Raw genomic sequence first — 14,891 nt, 5'->3', positions numbered from 1 at the left:
ACCGCCCAAAACAAGGCGGCCTTTAAAAATCCAACAGAATAAAAAAAACTCTACGAAGATGTTCCCTTTTCATTCTCAGAAGCCTCCATGCGAGCACGATCCCCAGCACCCTTCGCTTCAACATCACGATCAACAAACTCTATAACAGCCATGGGTGCATTATCACCGGTACGAAACCCCGCTTTCATAATACGCAAATACCCACCGTTGCGTGATGCATAACGTGGCGCAAGCGTATCAAATAATTTTGCAACCTTTCCCGCATCACGAAGTGCTGCAATTGCTTGCCGACGCGCATGCAAACCACCACGCTTACCAAGAGTAACGAGTTTTTCAACAATAGGACGAATTTCTTTAGCCTTTGGAAGCGTTGTCACAATCTGCTCATGCTCGATCAACGAAGTTGCCATATTTGCAAACATCGCTTTACGGTGACTGGCAGTACGATTCAACTTGCGTCCTGACTTACTATGGCGCATAAGCCCTCTCCTTAAATTCTAATTTTAATATTGATCTTCATAACGTTTTGCAAGATCATCAATGTTCTCAGGCGGCCACGCAGGAATTTCCATTCCAAGATGTAAACCCATACACGCCAAAACTTCTTTAATCTCATTCAACGATTTGCGACCAAAATTCGGTGTCCGAAGCATTTCAGATTCTGTTTTTTGAATCAGATCACCAATATAGACAATATTATCATTCTTAAGACAATTTGCCGAACGAACTGAAAGTTCTAATTCATCCACTTTTTTGAGAAGTGCAGGATTAAAAGAAAGCTCAGAATCAACCTCTTCAATAGGCTCCTTCTGTGGCTCTTCAAAGTTAATAAATAACGATAATTGATCCTGAAGAATGCGTGCTGCAAAAGCAACAGCATCCTCTCCATTAACAGCACCATTCGTTTCAATCGTTAAGGTCAATTTATCATAATCCAAAACTTGACCTTCACGCGTATTTTCCACTTTATAAGAAACTTTACGAATTGGTGAATAAAGACTATCAATTGGAATAAGCCCTATACGTGCATCATCAACACAATTACGATCAGATGGAACATAACCCTTTCCTGTGTTGACAATAAATTCCATACGAATCTCAGCATCTTCATCAAGAGTACAAATAACATGATCTGGATTTAGAATTTCCATATCCCCGACTGTACTGATATCTCCCGCTTTCACGACACCAGGCCCCTCTTTATAAACGACGACACGTTTAGGCCCTTCTTCTTCCATACGAAGCGCAATTTCTTTTATATTCAGAATAATATCCGTAACATCCTCACGCACACCTGGAATCGATGAAAATTCATGCAAGACACCGTCAATCTGCACAGCAGTAATAGCAGCACCACGAAGCGAAGATAACAACACGCGACGAAGCGCATTTCCTAAGGTTAAACCAAAACCACGCTCAAGAGGCTCAGCAATCACACTTATAATATTTGGATTATCATGTGCACATGATTCAACCTTATTGGGTTTAATAAGTTCCTGCCAGTTTTTCTGGATCATATTTTTATTCCCGTTCTTTAGTTCCGTTACCATTCAATCGTAACGACCAATGTGAACATCAGAGAAATCTCCGACAACAAAAAACAACACCCAATTAAACACGCCGCCTTTTCCGTGGACGACATCCATTATGAGGAATTGGTGTTACATCGCGAATAGAAGTAATGACAAAACCAACAGATTGCAATGCACGTAGAGCAGATTCACGCCCTGATCCAGGCCCACAAACTTCGACTTCCAAAGAACGCATACCATGCTCTTGCGCTTTTCTTGCACAATCCTCCGCAGCAACTTGAGCAGCAAAAGGTGTCGATTTACGCGCACCTTTAAACCCCTGAGCCCCAGCAGATGACCAAGCAATTGCATTACCCTGAGCATCAGTAATAGTAATCATTGTGTTATTAAATGTTGAATTAATATGCACAACACCTGATGAAATATTCTTACGTTCGCGACGACGAACACGTGTGGCTTCCTTGGCCATAATTTCCCTTTCAACGATCTCATCACTGCCGTAACATCAGCAGCTCCACCTTTTTTTTCCTTGTCAAACAAATCAAACAAGAAAAAAGAATATATAAAAACCTTCCACAAAGGCCCTTATTTCTTCTTACCAGCAATTGCCTTAGCCGGACCTTTACGCGTACGGGCATTCGTATGTGTACGCTGTCCTCGGACAGGCAAAGACCGGCGATGACGCAATCCTCGATAACAACCAAGGTCCATCAAACGCTTAACATTCATAGCAACCTCACGACGAAGATCACCTTCAACTTGATAGCCCTGATCTATAGCCTCACGAATCTGCAGCACCTCAGCATCTGAAAGCTCATGCACACGACGCCCCAAAGGAATGCCAACTCTTTCAATAATTTCTTGAGCAAATTTTGGTCCAATCCCGTGGATATATTGAAGCGCAATAATTACACGCTTATTTGTCGGGATATTGACGCCAGCAATACGAGCCACGCCTACTCTCCTTAGTTATTTTGACAAATTGTTATAAAATACCTGATATACCTTACAGAAAAAAATAGACTCAGAAAAAAATTCTTCCGAATCCTCTTATTTCACTAAAATAAATTAAACTTACTTCTGATAGATTTCATCTCAAAAGTCAACTCTTTTCATTTATTTCTAAAAAAAATCTCATGAAAGAAAACTTCTAATCATACGTGTCACTTCAGCAACACCAATCATTCCATCAACAACTTTCAACATTCCCCTCTCTGAATAAAACTTTGATAAGGGAGCTGTTTTTTCACGATATTCCACTAATCTTTTTGCAAAAGCAACAGGATTGTCATCTAAACGAACCTGTCCACCAGCCGCTATTGTTTCCTCAACACGCTTCTTCATACGTTCAATCAACACGTCTTCATCAACACACAACTCAATAACAGCATTAAGCCGCGTATTTTTTGAATCCAGTATCTGTTGCAACGCTTCCGCCTGCCCCACAGTTCGCGGATATCCATCCAAAACAAAACCGTTTACACAATCAGCTTCATCAATCCGATCTGATACGATTTGGTTAACAATACTATCAGGAACCAAAGCACCAGAACTTATAATAGCTTTAGCTTTTTTACCAATCTCCGTTTCTTTGGCAATCACCTCACGCAACATATCCCCTGTTGATAAATGAGGAATGTTATATTCCTCAGTCAACATTTTTGCTTGCGTACCTTTTCCCGCTCCAGGAGGACCTAAAAGAATAACTCTCATCGATTCCTTCTACCTCCACGAAGTTTTGATTTTTTTATCAACCCTTCATATTGGTGGGCAACAAGATGCCCCTGAATTTGAGCAACCGTATCAAGTGTAACAGTAACAACAATCAACAAGGATGTTCCCCCAAGATAAAAAGGAACCTGTAATGCAGATATCATAAATTCAGGTAACAAACAAACCAAGATAATATAAACAGCGCCCACAACAGTAATACGCGTCAAAACGTAATCAATATATTCGGCTGTACGCTCACCTGGACGAATCCCTGGAATAAAACCAGAATGCTTTTTCAACTGATCTGCAGTATCACTTGGATTAAACACAATAGCTGTATAAAAAAAGCAAAAAAACGCCATTAAAAATGCATAAACAATCATATAAAGTGGCTGTCCATGACCAAGAGCATAAGAAATCTCCTGAACCCATTGTGGCATTTTATCAGAAAAATTATTAATAGTGGCAGGCAATAATAATAAAGATGAAGCAAAAATAGGTGGAATAACACCAGCAGTATTCAACTTTAAAGGAAGATGCGACATATCTCCTTGAAACATTTGATTACCGACCTGACGTTTCGGATATTGGATAAGAATTCGCCGTTGTGCACGCTCTATAAAAACAATAAGCCCAATAACCAAAACAGCAATAAGAACGATTCCTATTAAAAGAAAAGTTGATAAATCAGCCTGACTATGAGCTGTCAAAAGCTGAGCAAAAGTAGAAGGAAAGTTGGCTACAATCCCTGTAAAAATGATAAGAGAAACCCCATTACCAACACCACGTGACGTAATTTGCTCGCCAAGCCACATAAGAAACATCGTTCCGCCAACAAGTGTAATAACAGAAGAAAAACGAAACATAAGACCTGGTTCTAAAACAATTTGAAGCCCCGACCCTATACCGCTTTCAAGCGCAACCGCAATACCAAAAGCTTGTAGAATTGCCAATACGACTGTTACATAACGCGTATATTGATTGATAATCTTACGACCTAAATCCCCTTCTTTTTTAAGAGTCTCCAAAGAAGGAATAATAGATGTTAACAATTGCACAATAATAGATGCCGATATATAAGGCATGATACCCAGCGCAAAAATAGCCATACGCCCAACGGCACCTCCAGCAAACATATTAAAGAGTCCTAATACACCAGACGCGTGATGTTCAAATGTTTGCCGCAAAGCATCGATATTGATACCTGGAAGAGAGATGTAAGTGCCAAAACGATATACAAGAAGCGCCAACAGAGTAAACCAGATGCGTTTCTTTAATTCAGTTGCACGCGAAAAGGTACCGAAGTTTATATTGGAAGCAAATTGCTCTGCTGCTGATGCCATAAAACGTCTCCACTTTACACTCCAGTTCTTTAAATCACAGAAGTATAATCCTAAAATTCACATACGCATACACAAATAAATGCAGAACTTAAACAAGTCTCCACAAAAGATCCCACAAAACAAATATAATTCTTCTTTAGGTCTCTATTCATATTAAAAAAATTATCGAGCAATATCAGGAAAAATGACCTGACCACCCACTTTTTCAATCTTAACACGAGCAGCTTGTGAAGCACCAGAAACATGAAAGGTAATCTTAGCCTTCAAATCACCATCAGAAAGAAGACGAACCCCATCTTTTTCACGACGAATAATACCAGACTCTTTCAAAGCAATCATATCAACAGGCTTTTCAATATTCAACTTACCCGCATCAACTGCCAACTGAATACGTCCTAGTGAAACTTCATTGTAGGTTTTGGCAAAGAAATTTCTAAATCCACGTTTTGGCAAACGACGATAGATAGGCATTTGCCCACCTTCAAAACCATTAAGGGAAACACCAGAACGTGACTTTTGCCCTTTTACACCACGACCACCAGTCTTACCCATACCGGAACCAATGCCACGCCCAACACGCTTACGATTTTTTATTGCGCCTTCGCAATCACGCAGTTCATTGAGTTTCATATATAATACTCCCGCAACCCTTAACCTTCATCTATAACGCGAACAAGATGCCGAACCCGAGCAATCATACCCCGCACACAAAGTGTATCATCTAAAACGCGCCGACGACGCATTTTATTTAGTCCAAGCCCCTTTAAGGTTGCACGCTGAATCTGTGAGTTTCGAATAGGGCTTCCAATTTGCTCCACCGTCACAGTTTTATTACTCTGAGATTTTTTCTGAACCATTTCCTAATTCCTTTTCTGATAATCTCAGAAACTACCCTTCTAGGTCGACTAAATGGCGACGACGCGCCTGCAAAGTCGAATATTTTATACCACGTTGAGCAGCAATATCTCTAGGATGCATTTGATGTTTCAATGCATCAAATGTTGCACGAACCATGTTATAAGGATTCGACGATCCTAGCGATTTTGCAACGACATCCTGCATACCAAGAGCTTCAAAAATAGCACGCATCGGTCCCCCAGCAATAATACCAGTACCAGCAGAAGCCGAACGTAGCAAAACACGCCCAGCTCCGTGACGACCTTCAAGATCATGATGCAATGTACGCCCAGACCGAAGCGGAACATAAATCATCCCACGCTTTGCAGATTCCGTTGCTTTACGAACGGCTTCGGGAACTTCACGGGCTTTACCATGTCCAAAACCCACACGTCCTTTTTGATCTCCAACGACAACAAGAGCAGCAAAACCAAAACGCCGACCACCCTTTACAACTTTAGCAACACGATTGATATGAACGAGCCTATCGACAAATTCATTATCGCGTTCTTCTCTATCACCACGTTCTTTTTGTGCCATTCCTCATTCCTTTTTCTTTTCCGGAAGCACGATAACAAAGTCCCTCACCAAACTGGAAGAACTTAAACGAAAAACTCTAAACTCTCCTTACTCATTCATAAATAAGAAATTTTAGAAATTCAAACCACCTTCACGAGCAGCCTCAGCTAAAGCTTTGACGCGACCATGGTACACATACGCTCCACGATCAAAAACCACCTCATTAACACCCGCTTTCTTCGCACGCTCAGCAATTAACTTACCAACAGCAAAAGCTGCCTTTTTATCAGCACCACTCTTTAACGACTTTTTTAAATCACTTTCAAGAGTAGAGGCTGAAACAAGTGTACATCCCCGCAAATCATCGATAACTTGAGCATAAATGTTCTGATTTGAACGATAAACACTAAGCCGAGGACGATCATGAGAAACCATTTTAATTCTACGACGAACACGCCTTGCACGACGTTGGATAATGTCCTTAGATGAAACCATAATACAAAATCCTTATTTCTTTTTACCTTCTTTACGGAAGATACGTTCATCTGCATGCTTAACACCCTTACCTTTATAAGGTTCAGGCCTACGATACTCCCGAATCTCCGCTGCAACTTGTCCAACTTGCTGTTTATCAATTCCAGAAACAACAATTTCTGTTGGCTTAGGAACAGTCACAGTAACACCCGACGGAACTTTATAAACCACATCATGCGAAAAGCCCAGAGATAGTTGAACATCCTTACCCTGCAAAGCAGCACGATAACCAACCCCATTAATCTCCAACCTCTTTTCAAAACCATCTTTCACACCACAAAAAATGTTCTCAATCATTGAGCGCGACATTCCCCATTTAGAACGCGCATCTTTTGACTGATCCCGCGGCATAACTGATATGATATTTTCCTCAAGTTTGACTAAGACTTCATCATTGACGACGTAACTCAACTCACCTTTTGGACCTTTTGCCTTAACCAGCTGACCTTCAACAGTAGCAGTAACTCCAGAAGGAATTGAAATGGGTTTCTTTCCAATACGAGACATTGTTCTAACCTACTTTTTCTTCCGTTTTCTTGACATAACTTAGAAAACACGACAAAGGAGTTCTCCACCAACATTCTGTTCACGCGCCTCATGATCTGCCATGACGCCTTTAGGAGTCGATAAAATCGAAATACCAAGGCCATTAGCCACCTGTGGAAGTGACTTAGCAGAAACATACACACGACGCCCTGGCTTTGATACACGTGCAATCTCACGAATAGCAGCCAGCCCTTCAAAATACTTCAATTCGATTTCAATCTCAGCTTTTCCATCACCTAAATCAATTTGATTATATCCGCGAATATAACCTTCCGACTGAAGAACATCAAGAACGTGCGCACGAAGCTTCGAAGCTGGAGTAACTACTTTACCTTTTTTACGACCAAGTGCATTACGAATACGTGTTAACATATCACCAAGAGGATCTGACATAGACATTAAATAATCTCCTCTTACCAACTAGATTTTACAATACCAGGAATATAGCCAATAGAGCCAAGCTCACGCAACGCAATTCGCGACATTTTTAATTTACGATAATAAGCCCGCGGACGACCTGAAACCTCACAGCGATTACGAATACGAACTTTCGAAGAATTACGCGGTAACTCTGCCAACTGAACAGAAGCTTTAAAACGTTCTTCAAGAGAAACCTTCTGATCCATAACTATTGCTTTCAAACGTGCACGACGGGCAGCATAACGCTTTACCATCACCTCACGACGCTTATTTTTTTCAACGGCACTTACTTTGGCCATAATCTCACCTCACTATGTTTGCCGTTACGAACGAAAAGGAAAATTAAAAGCACGCAATAATTCACGAGCCTCATCATCCGTTTTTGCTGTCGTACAAACGATAATATCCATGCCCCAAATTTGATCAACTTTATCATAGTTGATTTCTGGAAACACAATGTGTTCTTTAATACCCATAGCAAAATTGCCACGACCATCAAAACTCTTTGGATTTAAACCACGAAAGTCACGAACCCGCGGAAGAGCAATCGTAACAAGACGATCTAAAAACTCAAACATACGATCTTTACGCAATGTAACTTTAGCCCCAAGAGGCATTCCTTCACGAACCTTAAAGGTCGCAATAGAATTACGCGCACGCGTAACAACAGCCTTCTGACCCGTTATTAGCCCTAAATCCTCAGCAGCAAGGGAAGGCTTCTTCGAATCAGCAGTTGCTTCACCTATGCCCATATTTATTACAACTTTATCAATCCGCGGAATTTGCATCGCATTTCTGTAATTAAACTTCTCTTGAAGCGCTTTACGAATCACTTCAAAATAATGCGCTTTCATACGCGGTACTTGTCTTTCCTCAGCCATTAATCAACTCTCCCGAACGCTTGGCAAAACGCACCTTATTACCATCTGCATTCATACGAAAGCCTACACGTGTAGGCTTACCATCTTTAGGATCAGCAATCGCCAAATTAGACAGATGAATCGGAGCTTCTTTAGAAATAATTCCAGCCTCTTGCTTCTGCGTTTGACGTTGATGACGTTTAATCATATTAATCCCACGAACAAAAGCCTTATTCTCTTTTGGACTAACCTTAATTACTTCACCACTACATCCTTTATCCTTACCGGACAAAACAACAACTTTATCACCTTTTCGAATCTTCTGCATAACATTTACTCCTTATAGAACTTCAGGAGCAAGCGAGATGATCTTCATATGATTCCTACCACGCAATTCGCGGGGAACAGGTCCAAAGATACGAGTACCAATCGGCTCTTTTTTATTATCCACTAAAACCGCAGCATTACTATCAAAACGAATGACACTACCATCTGCGCGACGAATATCCTTAGCAGTACGAACCACAACAGCTTTCATAACATCACCTTTTTTAACACGGCCACGAGGAATTGCATCCTTAACCGAAACAACAATAATGTCACCGACCGAAGCATATTTCCGCTTTGAACCGCCTAACACCTTGATGCACATGACACGACGCGCTCCAGAATTATCAGCAACGTCGAGATTTGTTTGCATCTGAATCATGACTGGCCACCTTCTCTTAACACATATATCCGATTGTACCTTTTATACACTCGGATTTGCCTGCCAAATAACGATAAATTCATCGCCTTCAAATTTATCAATGATAAAAACACTGTTAAATTCTAAAACAATAAACTTAACCCATTACGCTACATTGTCTTTTACAACAATCCAACATTTATCTTTCGAAATTGGTCTAGATTCTTGAATAGAAACTTGATCCCCAATCTTGAATTGGTTGTTTTCGTCATGCGCTTTATAATTTTTAGACTGCCGAACAGTCTTCTTAAGAAGCGGATGAGAATAACGGCGTTCAACTTTGACAACAACAGTCTTATCACTTTTGTCGCTAATAACAACACCCTGCAAAACGCGTTTAGGCATCTCTTATTTCCTTAAACCTTAGTTTCACTTATCTTTTGACGAAGAAAAGTTTTAATACGCGCAATATCACGACGAACTTGTCTAACACGCGCAGTCTTTTCTAATTGACCTGTTGCTTGTTGAAAACGCAAATTAAATTGCTCTTTCTTTAACTTAGCCAATTCATCTTTCATTTGGTCGAGCGTTTGCGCCCGTAATTCTGTGGCTCTCATCGCTTAACCTCATTATTCAGCAATACGCTGGATGAAACGCGTTTTTATAGGCAACTTTGCAGCACCCAACCTTAGCGCTTCACGTGCAACATCTTCCGGAACTCCATCAAGCTCAAACATGACGCGCCCAGGAGCAACACGTGCAGCCCAATAATCAACACTTCCCTTACCTTTACCCATACGAACTTCAGTCGGTTTAGATGTAACCGGAAGATCTGGAAAAATGCGAATCCACACACGACCAGAACGCTTCATATAACGTGTAATCGCACGACGCGCCGCTTCAATTTGACGAGCAGTAACCCGCTCCGGCTCAACAGCCTTCAAACCGTAGGCACCGAAATTCAAATCCGTACCACCCTTCGCAGAACCGTGAATACGGCCTTTGAACTGTTTACGGAACTTTGTGCGCTTTGGCTGCAACATTGTTCTCTACTCCAAATTTTAGTTCAATCTCAAAAACTAAGCATTTTCGCGGCGACGATTCGATGAAGAACCAGATTGATCAGCTTCCGTAGCACGACGTTCTGAAGCCATCGGATCATGCTCAAGAATCTCACCCTTAAAGACCCAAACTTTAATACCACAAATACCATAAGCGGTCTTAGCTTCTGCTGTACCGTAATCAACATCAGAACGCAAGGTATGAAGTGGAACACGACCTTCACGATACCATTCCATACGAGCAATTTCAGCACCACCAAGACGGCCAGAACAATTGATACGAATACCTTCCGCACCAAGACGCATAGCAGACTGAACAGCACGCTTCATTGCACGACGAAAAGCAACACGACGCTCTAACTGTTGAGCAATTGATTGCGCAATAATTGTCGCATCAATCTCCGGTTTACGAATCTCCACAATATTCAATGAAGTTTCAGCATCCGTCATTTCTGAAAGCTTACGACGAAGCTTTTCGATATCAGCACCCTTTTTACCAATAATCAAACCAGGACGTGCAGAATGAATCGTAATACGACACTTCTTATGAGGACGCTCAATAACAACCTTAGAAATAGCCGCCTGTTTAAGCTCCTCAAGCACATATGAACGAATTTTCAAATCTTCATGAAGAAGGCGCCCATATTCACCACTATCAGCATACCAACGAGAGTCCCAAGTCCGATTAACACCAAGACGAAGTCCTATTGGATTGATCTTCTGCCCCATTACGCGGCCTCCACTTTTTCGGTAACTTCACGAACAATAACAGTAAGATGCGAAAATGGACGTTCAATTCTACTAGCACGCCCTCGACCACGAACATGAAAGCGCTTCATCACTATCGACTTACCAACATAAGCTTCCGCCACAACAAGCGAATCAATATCAAGATCGTGGTTATTTTCTGCATTTGCAATTGCTGATTCAAGCGTTTTTTTCACAGTAGCAGCAATACGCTTGCGTGAAAACATCAAATCAGCGAGCGCTACATTAACTCTTTTACCACGAATCATTGCAGCAACTAAATTAAGCTTCTGCGGACTAACACGAATTGTCCGCGTGACAGCTCTTGCTTCATTATCTTTAAGCTGGCGCGAAACTTTAGCTTTTCCCATTCCTACTTCCTCTTCGCTTTTTTATCGGCACCATGACCATAATAAGTCCGGGTAGGAGCGAACTCACCAAACTTATGCCCAACCATCTCTTCAGAAACAGAAACAGGAATATGCTTATTACCGTTGTAAACACCAAAAGTTAAACCAACAAATTGCGGTAAAATAGTAGAGCGACGACTCCATATTTTTATAACTTCATTGCGCCCACTTGCACGTACCTTCTCTGCTTTACCAAGAAGATAGCCGTCAACAAACGGACCTTTCCACACTGAACGAACCACTTCAGACTACCTTTCTCATTTCTTGCGTTGATGACGCGTACGCATAATAAATTTATCAGTGGCTTTATTGGAGCGCGTACGCTTACCTTTCGTAGGTTTACCCCAAGGAGATACTGGATGGCGCCCCCCCGATGTACGACCTTCACCACCACCGTGCGGATGATCAACGGGGTTCATAGCAACACCACGAACATGTGGACGTTTACCACGCCAACGTGACCGACCCGCCTTACCATCATTAATATTCCCATGATCAGGATTTGAAACAGCGCCAACAGTTGCAAAACAGCTACTCGGAACCAAACGCTGTTCACCAGAATTTAAACGAAGAATAGCCATACCATGATCTCGTCCAACCAACTGCGCATAAGCACCTGCTGAACGCGCAATCTGCCCTCCTTTTCCTGGCTTCATCTCAACATTATGAATAATTGTGCCTACTGGCATATTACCAAGAGGCATAGCATTACCTGGTTTAACATCCACATTTAAACCAGCCATAACAGAATCACCAACACCAAGACGCTGTGGCGCAAGAATATAACTCAATTGCCCATCCTCATAGCGGATTAAAGCAATAAAAGCGGTACGATTAGGATCGTATTCTAAACGCTCAACCTTTGCTGAAACATCACGTTTAAGACGCTTAAAGTCGACAAACCGATAACTACGTTTATGTCCACCACCCTGAAAACGAGCAGTAACACGACCGCGATTATTACGTCCACCCTTTGAAGACAAACCTTCAGTTAACATCTTTATAGGTTTTCCCTTATAAAGACAAGAACGTTCCACAATAACAAGCTGACGCTGCCCAGGTGTAGTTGGATTAAATTGCTTAAGTGCCATTATTCCTATCTCCGAGCCTCTTAAAGACCTGTCGAAACGTCGATAGTCTGACCACTGGCCAGAGTTACGATCGCTTTTTTGACATCACTCTGCCGACCAACTATACCTTTGAAACGCTTCACTTTACCCTTACGGACTATCGTGTTAACTGCTTTAACTTTTACGCTAAAAAGCGCTTCAATAGCAGCCTTAATCTCAGGCTTCGTCGCTTTCGGCGCGACATTAAAAGCAACTTGATTATATTCAGAAATCATAGTCGCCTTTTCAGTAATAACTGGACTAATAATTATATCATAATGGCGAAGATCTGTCATTTAAAACGCTCCTCAAGAGCCTCAACAGCTGCTTTTGATAAAACAAGTTTGCTGCGACGCAAAATATCATAAACATTAATTCCCTGAATAGGCAAAATGTCAATATTAGGGATATTAGAGGCTGCACGAAAAAAGTTAATATCAATCTCTTTACCACCAATCAAGAGAGCGTTATTAAATCCAAGCTTAGAAAAATGAGAAACAAGCATCTTCGTTTTAGCATCCTTAACAGTCAACTCATCCACAATAATCAAATCTTTTGCTTTTAATTTTGCAGATAAAGCAAGACGCAACCCAAGAGCACGAATCTTTTTAGGAAGATCATGCGCATGACTGCGAACCACCGGTCCATGTGCCTTACCCCCACCTCTAAACTGCGGTGCACGTGCAGATGAATGTCGAGCACGCCCAGTTCCTTTCTGTTTAAACATTTTTGCCCCTGTTCGCGACACATCAGAACGACCTTGGGATTGATGACTTCCCTGCTGACGACGTGCAAGCTGCCAACGAACAACACGTTGCAAAATATCCTCACGCGGAACAAGATCAAAAATAGCTTCAGAAACCTTTAATTTGCCAGCTTCATTACCATCAAGAGTTTTAATTACAAGATCCATTATTAGGCTCCCTCAACTTCAGAGGTTTCCGTCACCGGAGTAACCATTTCCGCTTTCTCCTTCACAAGACGGCGAATACCGGCAGGCTTTGGAGCATTATCAGGAAGACGCTTCTTCACAGCATCCCGTATCAAAATCCAAGAACCTTTAGAACCAGAAACAGCACCACGCACTAAAATTAAACCACGCTCACTATCAGTGGAAATAACTTCAATATTCTGTGTTGTTACACGCACTTGCCCCATATGGCCGGCCATTTTTTTGCCTTTAAAAACTTTACCAGGATCTTGGCACTGCCCCGTAGAACCATGAGCACGATGTGTGATCGAATTACCATGGGAAGCACGATGCCCACCAAAGTTATGTCGTTTCATAACACCAGCAAACCCCTTACCAATACTGGTACCAGTCACATCAACTCTTTGTCCTGGAACAAAATGTTCCACTGTAATCTCAGTACCAACATCAAGAAGATTGTCGGGACTCACACGAAACTCTGCTATTTTGGCTTTAGGCTCAACAGAAGCCTTAGCAAAATGTCCACGAAGAGCTTGTGAAGTATTCTTAACCTTAGCAAAGCCTACACCTAATTGAACAGCAGTATAACCATTCTTTTCAACTGTACGCTGAGCAACGACTTGACAATTCTCCAAACGAAGTACCGTCACCGGCACATGCTCACCAGCATCATTATAAATACGGGTCATGCCCAGCTTCTGTGCTATTACACCTGAACGCATCGGGTCTGTTCCTTCTGTCCTCAAACCTCAGAGCTTAATTTCTACATCCACACCAGCAGAAAGATCGAGCTTCATAAGCGCATCCACTGTTTGCGGCGTTGGATCAACAATGTCAAGAAGACGCTTATGTGTTCGCATCTCAAACTGCTCACGACTTTTCTTATCGATATGCGGTCCACGATTGACCGTAAACTTCTCAATCCGCGTCGGAAGCGGAATGGGACCACGGACATTTGCACCGGTACGTTTAGCAGTCGATACAATCTCACGCGTCGACGTATCAAGAATTCTATGATCAAACGCTTTCAAGCGAATGCGAATATTCTGACTGTTCATGCTCTTTATTTCCCTGTTATACAAAGTGCATTAATAATTAAAGCACTCAACAAGCATTATTTATTCAATGATCTTAGAGACGATACCGGCACCAACAGTACGACCACCTTCACGAATAGCAAAACGAAGTTTCTCTTCCATCGCTATNATCTTAGAGACGATACCGGCACCAACAGTACGACCACCTTCACGAATAGCAAAACGAAGTTTCTCTTCCATCGCTATCGGAACGATCAACGAAACATCCATCGCAACATTGTCACCTGGCATAACCATTTCCGTTCCTTCTGGAAGTGTAACAATACCTGTAACATCCGTCGTACGGAAGTAAAACTGAGGACGATAATTCGTGAAAAATGGCGTATGACGTCCACCTTCATCTTTTGTCAAAATGTAAGCTTCTGCTTTAAAACGTGTATGAGGCGTAACGGATCCTGGCTTCGCCAATACTTGACCACGCTCAATCCCTTCACGATCAACACCACGTAGAAGAGCTCCTATATTATCACCCGCTTGACCTTGA

General features: G+C 41.8%; 27 protein-coding genes and 1 pseudogene. All 28 read right to left on the bottom strand.

From position 1 onward, the window contains the following. Window positions 1-50: 50 nt before the first annotated feature. Complete coding sequence (gene rplQ, locus ACFILH_RS07485) at window positions 51-479, bottom strand: 50S ribosomal protein L17 (RefSeq protein WP_273791421.1); 429 nt, start codon at window positions 477-479, stop codon at window positions 51-53. 24 nt (window positions 480-503) lie between these two features. Further along, window positions 504-1,517, bottom strand: a complete 1,014-nt coding sequence (locus ACFILH_RS07480; RefSeq protein WP_273791420.1) for a DNA-directed RNA polymerase subunit alpha — start codon at window positions 1,515-1,517, stop codon at window positions 504-506. A gap of 94 nt (window positions 1,518-1,611) precedes the next feature. Further along, entirely contained in the window at window positions 1,612-2,001 is a 390-nt protein-coding gene (gene rpsK, locus ACFILH_RS07475; RefSeq protein ID WP_007347762.1) for a 30S ribosomal protein S11, read from the bottom strand. 116 nt (window positions 2,002-2,117) lie between these two features. After that, window positions 2,118-2,486, bottom strand: a complete 369-nt coding sequence (gene rpsM / locus ACFILH_RS07470; RefSeq protein WP_026500557.1) for a 30S ribosomal protein S13 — start codon at window positions 2,484-2,486, stop codon at window positions 2,118-2,120. A 180-nt stretch (window positions 2,487-2,666) separates the two neighbouring features. Next, window positions 2,667-3,245 carry an adenylate kinase gene (locus ACFILH_RS07465; RefSeq protein ID WP_375631284.1) on the bottom strand — a complete coding sequence of 193 codons (579 nt, stop codon included), beginning with the start codon at window positions 3,243-3,245 and terminating at the stop codon, window positions 2,667-2,669. Continuing rightward, on the bottom strand, window positions 3,242-4,588 hold the full coding sequence (gene secY, locus ACFILH_RS07460; protein ID WP_273791418.1) for a preprotein translocase subunit SecY: 1,347 nt from the start codon (window positions 4,586-4,588) through the stop codon (window positions 3,242-3,244). Before secY ends, ACFILH_RS07465 begins: the two co-directional genes overlap by 4 nt. A gap of 162 nt (window positions 4,589-4,750) precedes the next feature. Continuing rightward, a complete protein-coding gene (gene rplO, locus ACFILH_RS07455; protein ID WP_273791417.1) occupies window positions 4,751-5,218 on the bottom strand; it encodes a 50S ribosomal protein L15 in 468 nt (155 codons plus the stop codon). Between the two features lie 20 nt (window positions 5,219-5,238). Next, on the bottom strand, window positions 5,239-5,445 hold the full coding sequence (gene rpmD, locus ACFILH_RS07450; protein WP_375631283.1) for a 50S ribosomal protein L30: 207 nt from the start codon (window positions 5,443-5,445) through the stop codon (window positions 5,239-5,241). A 31-nt stretch (window positions 5,446-5,476) separates the two neighbouring features. Then, complete coding sequence (rpsE, locus tag ACFILH_RS07445) at window positions 5,477-6,025, bottom strand: 30S ribosomal protein S5 (protein WP_273791415.1); 549 nt, start codon at window positions 6,023-6,025, stop codon at window positions 5,477-5,479. Window positions 6,026-6,136: 111 nt separating this feature from the next. Further along, window positions 6,137-6,499: a 50S ribosomal protein L18 gene (gene rplR, locus ACFILH_RS07440; RefSeq protein WP_273791414.1), complete on the bottom strand. Its 363-nt coding sequence runs from the start codon at window positions 6,497-6,499 to the stop codon at window positions 6,137-6,139. A 12-nt stretch (window positions 6,500-6,511) separates the two neighbouring features. After that, window positions 6,512-7,045, bottom strand: a complete 534-nt coding sequence (rplF, locus tag ACFILH_RS07435; RefSeq protein WP_273791413.1) for a 50S ribosomal protein L6 — start codon at window positions 7,043-7,045, stop codon at window positions 6,512-6,514. Between the two features lie 39 nt (window positions 7,046-7,084). Further along, the gene (gene rpsH / locus ACFILH_RS07430; protein WP_375637438.1) at window positions 7,085-7,483 is read right to left on the bottom strand and encodes a 30S ribosomal protein S8; all 399 of its coding nucleotides are present in this window, start codon (window positions 7,481-7,483) and stop codon (window positions 7,085-7,087) included. Window positions 7,484-7,497: 14 nt separating this feature from the next. Next, window positions 7,498-7,803 carry a 30S ribosomal protein S14 gene (rpsN, locus tag ACFILH_RS07425; protein WP_273791412.1) on the bottom strand — a complete coding sequence of 102 codons (306 nt, stop codon included), beginning with the start codon at window positions 7,801-7,803 and terminating at the stop codon, window positions 7,498-7,500. A gap of 24 nt (window positions 7,804-7,827) precedes the next feature. Continuing rightward, window positions 7,828-8,385 carry a 50S ribosomal protein L5 gene (gene rplE / locus ACFILH_RS07420; protein ID WP_273791411.1) on the bottom strand — a complete coding sequence of 186 codons (558 nt, stop codon included), beginning with the start codon at window positions 8,383-8,385 and terminating at the stop codon, window positions 7,828-7,830. Next, window positions 8,378-8,692 carry a 50S ribosomal protein L24 gene (gene rplX / locus ACFILH_RS07415; RefSeq protein ID WP_015856579.1) on the bottom strand — a complete coding sequence of 105 codons (315 nt, stop codon included), beginning with the start codon at window positions 8,690-8,692 and terminating at the stop codon, window positions 8,378-8,380. The genes rplE and rplX overlap by 8 nt, the downstream gene beginning before the upstream one ends. A 12-nt stretch (window positions 8,693-8,704) precedes the next feature. After that, the gene (rplN, locus tag ACFILH_RS07410; RefSeq protein WP_004855715.1) at window positions 8,705-9,073 is read right to left on the bottom strand and encodes a 50S ribosomal protein L14; all 369 of its coding nucleotides are present in this window, start codon (window positions 9,071-9,073) and stop codon (window positions 8,705-8,707) included. Between the two features lie 144 nt (window positions 9,074-9,217). Continuing rightward, a complete protein-coding gene (rpsQ, locus tag ACFILH_RS07405; RefSeq protein ID WP_012231991.1) occupies window positions 9,218-9,457 on the bottom strand; it encodes a 30S ribosomal protein S17 in 240 nt (79 codons plus the stop codon). Window positions 9,458-9,468: 11 nt separating this feature from the next. Next, on the bottom strand, window positions 9,469-9,669 hold the full coding sequence (gene rpmC, locus ACFILH_RS07400; RefSeq protein ID WP_375660067.1) for a 50S ribosomal protein L29: 201 nt from the start codon (window positions 9,667-9,669) through the stop codon (window positions 9,469-9,471). 12 nt (window positions 9,670-9,681) lie between these two features. After that, a complete protein-coding gene (rplP, locus tag ACFILH_RS07395) occupies window positions 9,682-10,095 on the bottom strand; it encodes a 50S ribosomal protein L16 (protein WP_273791409.1) in 414 nt (137 codons plus the stop codon). 36 nt (window positions 10,096-10,131) lie between these two features. Next, the gene (rpsC, locus tag ACFILH_RS07390) at window positions 10,132-10,842 is read right to left on the bottom strand and encodes a 30S ribosomal protein S3 (protein ID WP_273791408.1); all 711 of its coding nucleotides are present in this window, start codon (window positions 10,840-10,842) and stop codon (window positions 10,132-10,134) included. Next, window positions 10,842-11,231 (bottom strand): 50S ribosomal protein L22, encoded by a 390-nt coding sequence (gene rplV / locus ACFILH_RS07385; RefSeq protein ID WP_273791407.1) that lies wholly within the window; start codon window positions 11,229-11,231, stop codon window positions 10,842-10,844. The genes rpsC and rplV overlap by 1 nt, the downstream gene beginning before the upstream one ends. Before the next feature lie 2 nt (window positions 11,232-11,233). Then, entirely contained in the window at window positions 11,234-11,512 is a 279-nt protein-coding gene (gene rpsS / locus ACFILH_RS07380; protein WP_004855734.1) for a 30S ribosomal protein S19, read from the bottom strand. Between the two features lie 15 nt (window positions 11,513-11,527). Further along, on the bottom strand, window positions 11,528-12,361 hold the full coding sequence (gene rplB, locus ACFILH_RS07375) for a 50S ribosomal protein L2 (RefSeq protein ID WP_273791406.1): 834 nt from the start codon (window positions 12,359-12,361) through the stop codon (window positions 11,528-11,530). A 20-nt stretch (window positions 12,362-12,381) separates the two neighbouring features. Further along, entirely contained in the window at window positions 12,382-12,675 is a 294-nt protein-coding gene (locus ACFILH_RS07370; RefSeq protein WP_273723987.1) for a 50S ribosomal protein L23, read from the bottom strand. Further along, window positions 12,672-13,292: a 50S ribosomal protein L4 gene (rplD, locus tag ACFILH_RS07365; RefSeq protein WP_273791405.1), complete on the bottom strand. Its 621-nt coding sequence runs from the start codon at window positions 13,290-13,292 to the stop codon at window positions 12,672-12,674. The genes ACFILH_RS07370 and rplD overlap by 4 nt, the downstream gene beginning before the upstream one ends. Before the next feature lie 2 nt (window positions 13,293-13,294). Continuing rightward, window positions 13,295-14,032: a 50S ribosomal protein L3 gene (gene rplC, locus ACFILH_RS07360; protein ID WP_273791404.1), complete on the bottom strand. Its 738-nt coding sequence runs from the start codon at window positions 14,030-14,032 to the stop codon at window positions 13,295-13,297. Between the two features lie 27 nt (window positions 14,033-14,059). Beyond that, window positions 14,060-14,368, bottom strand: coding sequence for a 30S ribosomal protein S10 (gene rpsJ, locus ACFILH_RS07355; protein WP_005773267.1), 309 nt, complete (start codon window positions 14,366-14,368; stop codon window positions 14,060-14,062). 60 nt (window positions 14,369-14,428) lie between these two features. Continuing rightward, window positions 14,429-14,891: pseudogene (locus ACFILH_RS07350) on the bottom strand (hypothetical protein); the annotation flags it as partial.

This window comes from Bartonella sp. CL435QHHD (genome assembly GCF_042195095.1).
Lineage (GTDB): Bacteria > Pseudomonadota > Alphaproteobacteria > Rhizobiales > Rhizobiaceae > Bartonella.
The sequence above is the reverse complement of the archived record's forward strand: the minus strand, read 5'-3'. Positions and strand labels throughout refer to the sequence as shown.

What these genes read in the sequence shown, in the direction of transcription:
- rplQ (WP_273791421.1), bottom strand. Translation starts at nt 479, where the DNA reads ATGCGCCATAGTAAGTCAGGACGCAAGTTGAATCGTACTGCCAGTCAC.
- ACFILH_RS07480 (WP_273791420.1), bottom strand. Translation starts at nt 1,517, where the DNA reads ATGATCCAGAAAAACTGGCAGGAACTTATTAAACCCAATAAGGTTGAA.
- rpsK (WP_007347762.1), bottom strand. Translation starts at nt 2,001, where the DNA reads ATGGCCAAGGAAGCCACACGTGTTCGTCGTCGCGAACGTAAGAATATT.
- ACFILH_RS07465 (WP_375631284.1), bottom strand. Translation starts at nt 3,245, where the DNA reads ATGAGAGTTATTCTTTTAGGTCCTCCTGGAGCGGGAAAAGGTACGCAA.
- secY (WP_273791418.1), bottom strand. Translation starts at nt 4,588, where the DNA reads ATGGCATCAGCAGCAGAGCAATTTGCTTCCAATATAAACTTCGGTACC.
- rplO (WP_273791417.1), bottom strand. Translation starts at nt 5,218, where the DNA reads ATGAAACTCAATGAACTGCGTGATTGCGAAGGCGCAATAAAAAATCGT.
- rpmD (WP_375631283.1), bottom strand. Translation starts at nt 5,445, where the DNA reads ATGGTTCAGAAAAAATCTCAGAGTAATAAAACTGTGACGGTGGAGCAA.
- rpsE (WP_273791415.1), bottom strand. Translation starts at nt 6,025, where the DNA reads ATGGCACAAAAAGAACGTGGTGATAGAGAAGAACGCGATAATGAATTT.
- rplR (WP_273791414.1), bottom strand. Translation starts at nt 6,499, where the DNA reads ATGGTTTCATCTAAGGACATTATCCAACGTCGTGCAAGGCGTGTTCGT.
- rplF (WP_273791413.1), bottom strand. Translation starts at nt 7,045, where the DNA reads ATGTCTCGTATTGGAAAGAAACCCATTTCAATTCCTTCTGGAGTTACT.
- rpsH (WP_375637438.1), bottom strand. Translation starts at nt 7,483, where the DNA reads ATGTCTATGTCAGATCCTCTTGGTGATATGTTAACACGTATTCGTAAT.
- rpsN (WP_273791412.1), bottom strand. Translation starts at nt 7,803, where the DNA reads ATGGCCAAAGTAAGTGCCGTTGAAAAAAATAAGCGTCGTGAGGTGATG.
- rplE (WP_273791411.1), bottom strand. Translation starts at nt 8,385, where the DNA reads ATGGCTGAGGAAAGACAAGTACCGCGTATGAAAGCGCATTATTTTGAA.
- rplX (WP_015856579.1), bottom strand. Translation starts at nt 8,692, where the DNA reads ATGCAGAAGATTCGAAAAGGTGATAAAGTTGTTGTTTTGTCCGGTAAG.
- rplN (WP_004855715.1), bottom strand. Translation starts at nt 9,073, where the DNA reads ATGATTCAGATGCAAACAAATCTCGACGTTGCTGATAATTCTGGAGCG.
- rpsQ (WP_012231991.1), bottom strand. Translation starts at nt 9,457, where the DNA reads ATGCCTAAACGCGTTTTGCAGGGTGTTGTTATTAGCGACAAAAGTGAT.
- rpmC (WP_375660067.1), bottom strand. Translation starts at nt 9,669, where the DNA reads ATGAGAGCCACAGAATTACGGGCGCAAACGCTCGACCAAATGAAAGAT.
- rplP (WP_273791409.1), bottom strand. Translation starts at nt 10,095, where the DNA reads ATGTTGCAGCCAAAGCGCACAAAGTTCCGTAAACAGTTCAAAGGCCGT.
- rpsC (WP_273791408.1), bottom strand. Translation starts at nt 10,842, where the DNA reads ATGGGGCAGAAGATCAATCCAATAGGACTTCGTCTTGGTGTTAATCGG.
- rplV (WP_273791407.1), bottom strand. Translation starts at nt 11,231, where the DNA reads ATGGGAAAAGCTAAAGTTTCGCGCCAGCTTAAAGATAATGAAGCAAGA.
- rplB (WP_273791406.1), bottom strand. Translation starts at nt 12,361, where the DNA reads ATGGCACTTAAGCAATTTAATCCAACTACACCTGGGCAGCGTCAGCTT.
- ACFILH_RS07370 (WP_273723987.1), bottom strand. Translation starts at nt 12,675, where the DNA reads ATGACAGATCTTCGCCATTATGATATAATTATTAGTCCAGTTATTACT.
- rplD (WP_273791405.1), bottom strand. Translation starts at nt 13,292, where the DNA reads ATGGATCTTGTAATTAAAACTCTTGATGGTAATGAAGCTGGCAAATTA.
- rplC (WP_273791404.1), bottom strand. Translation starts at nt 14,032, where the DNA reads ATGCGTTCAGGTGTAATAGCACAGAAGCTGGGCATGACCCGTATTTAT.
- rpsJ (WP_005773267.1), bottom strand. Translation starts at nt 14,368, where the DNA reads ATGAACAGTCAGAATATTCGCATTCGCTTGAAAGCGTTTGATCATAGA.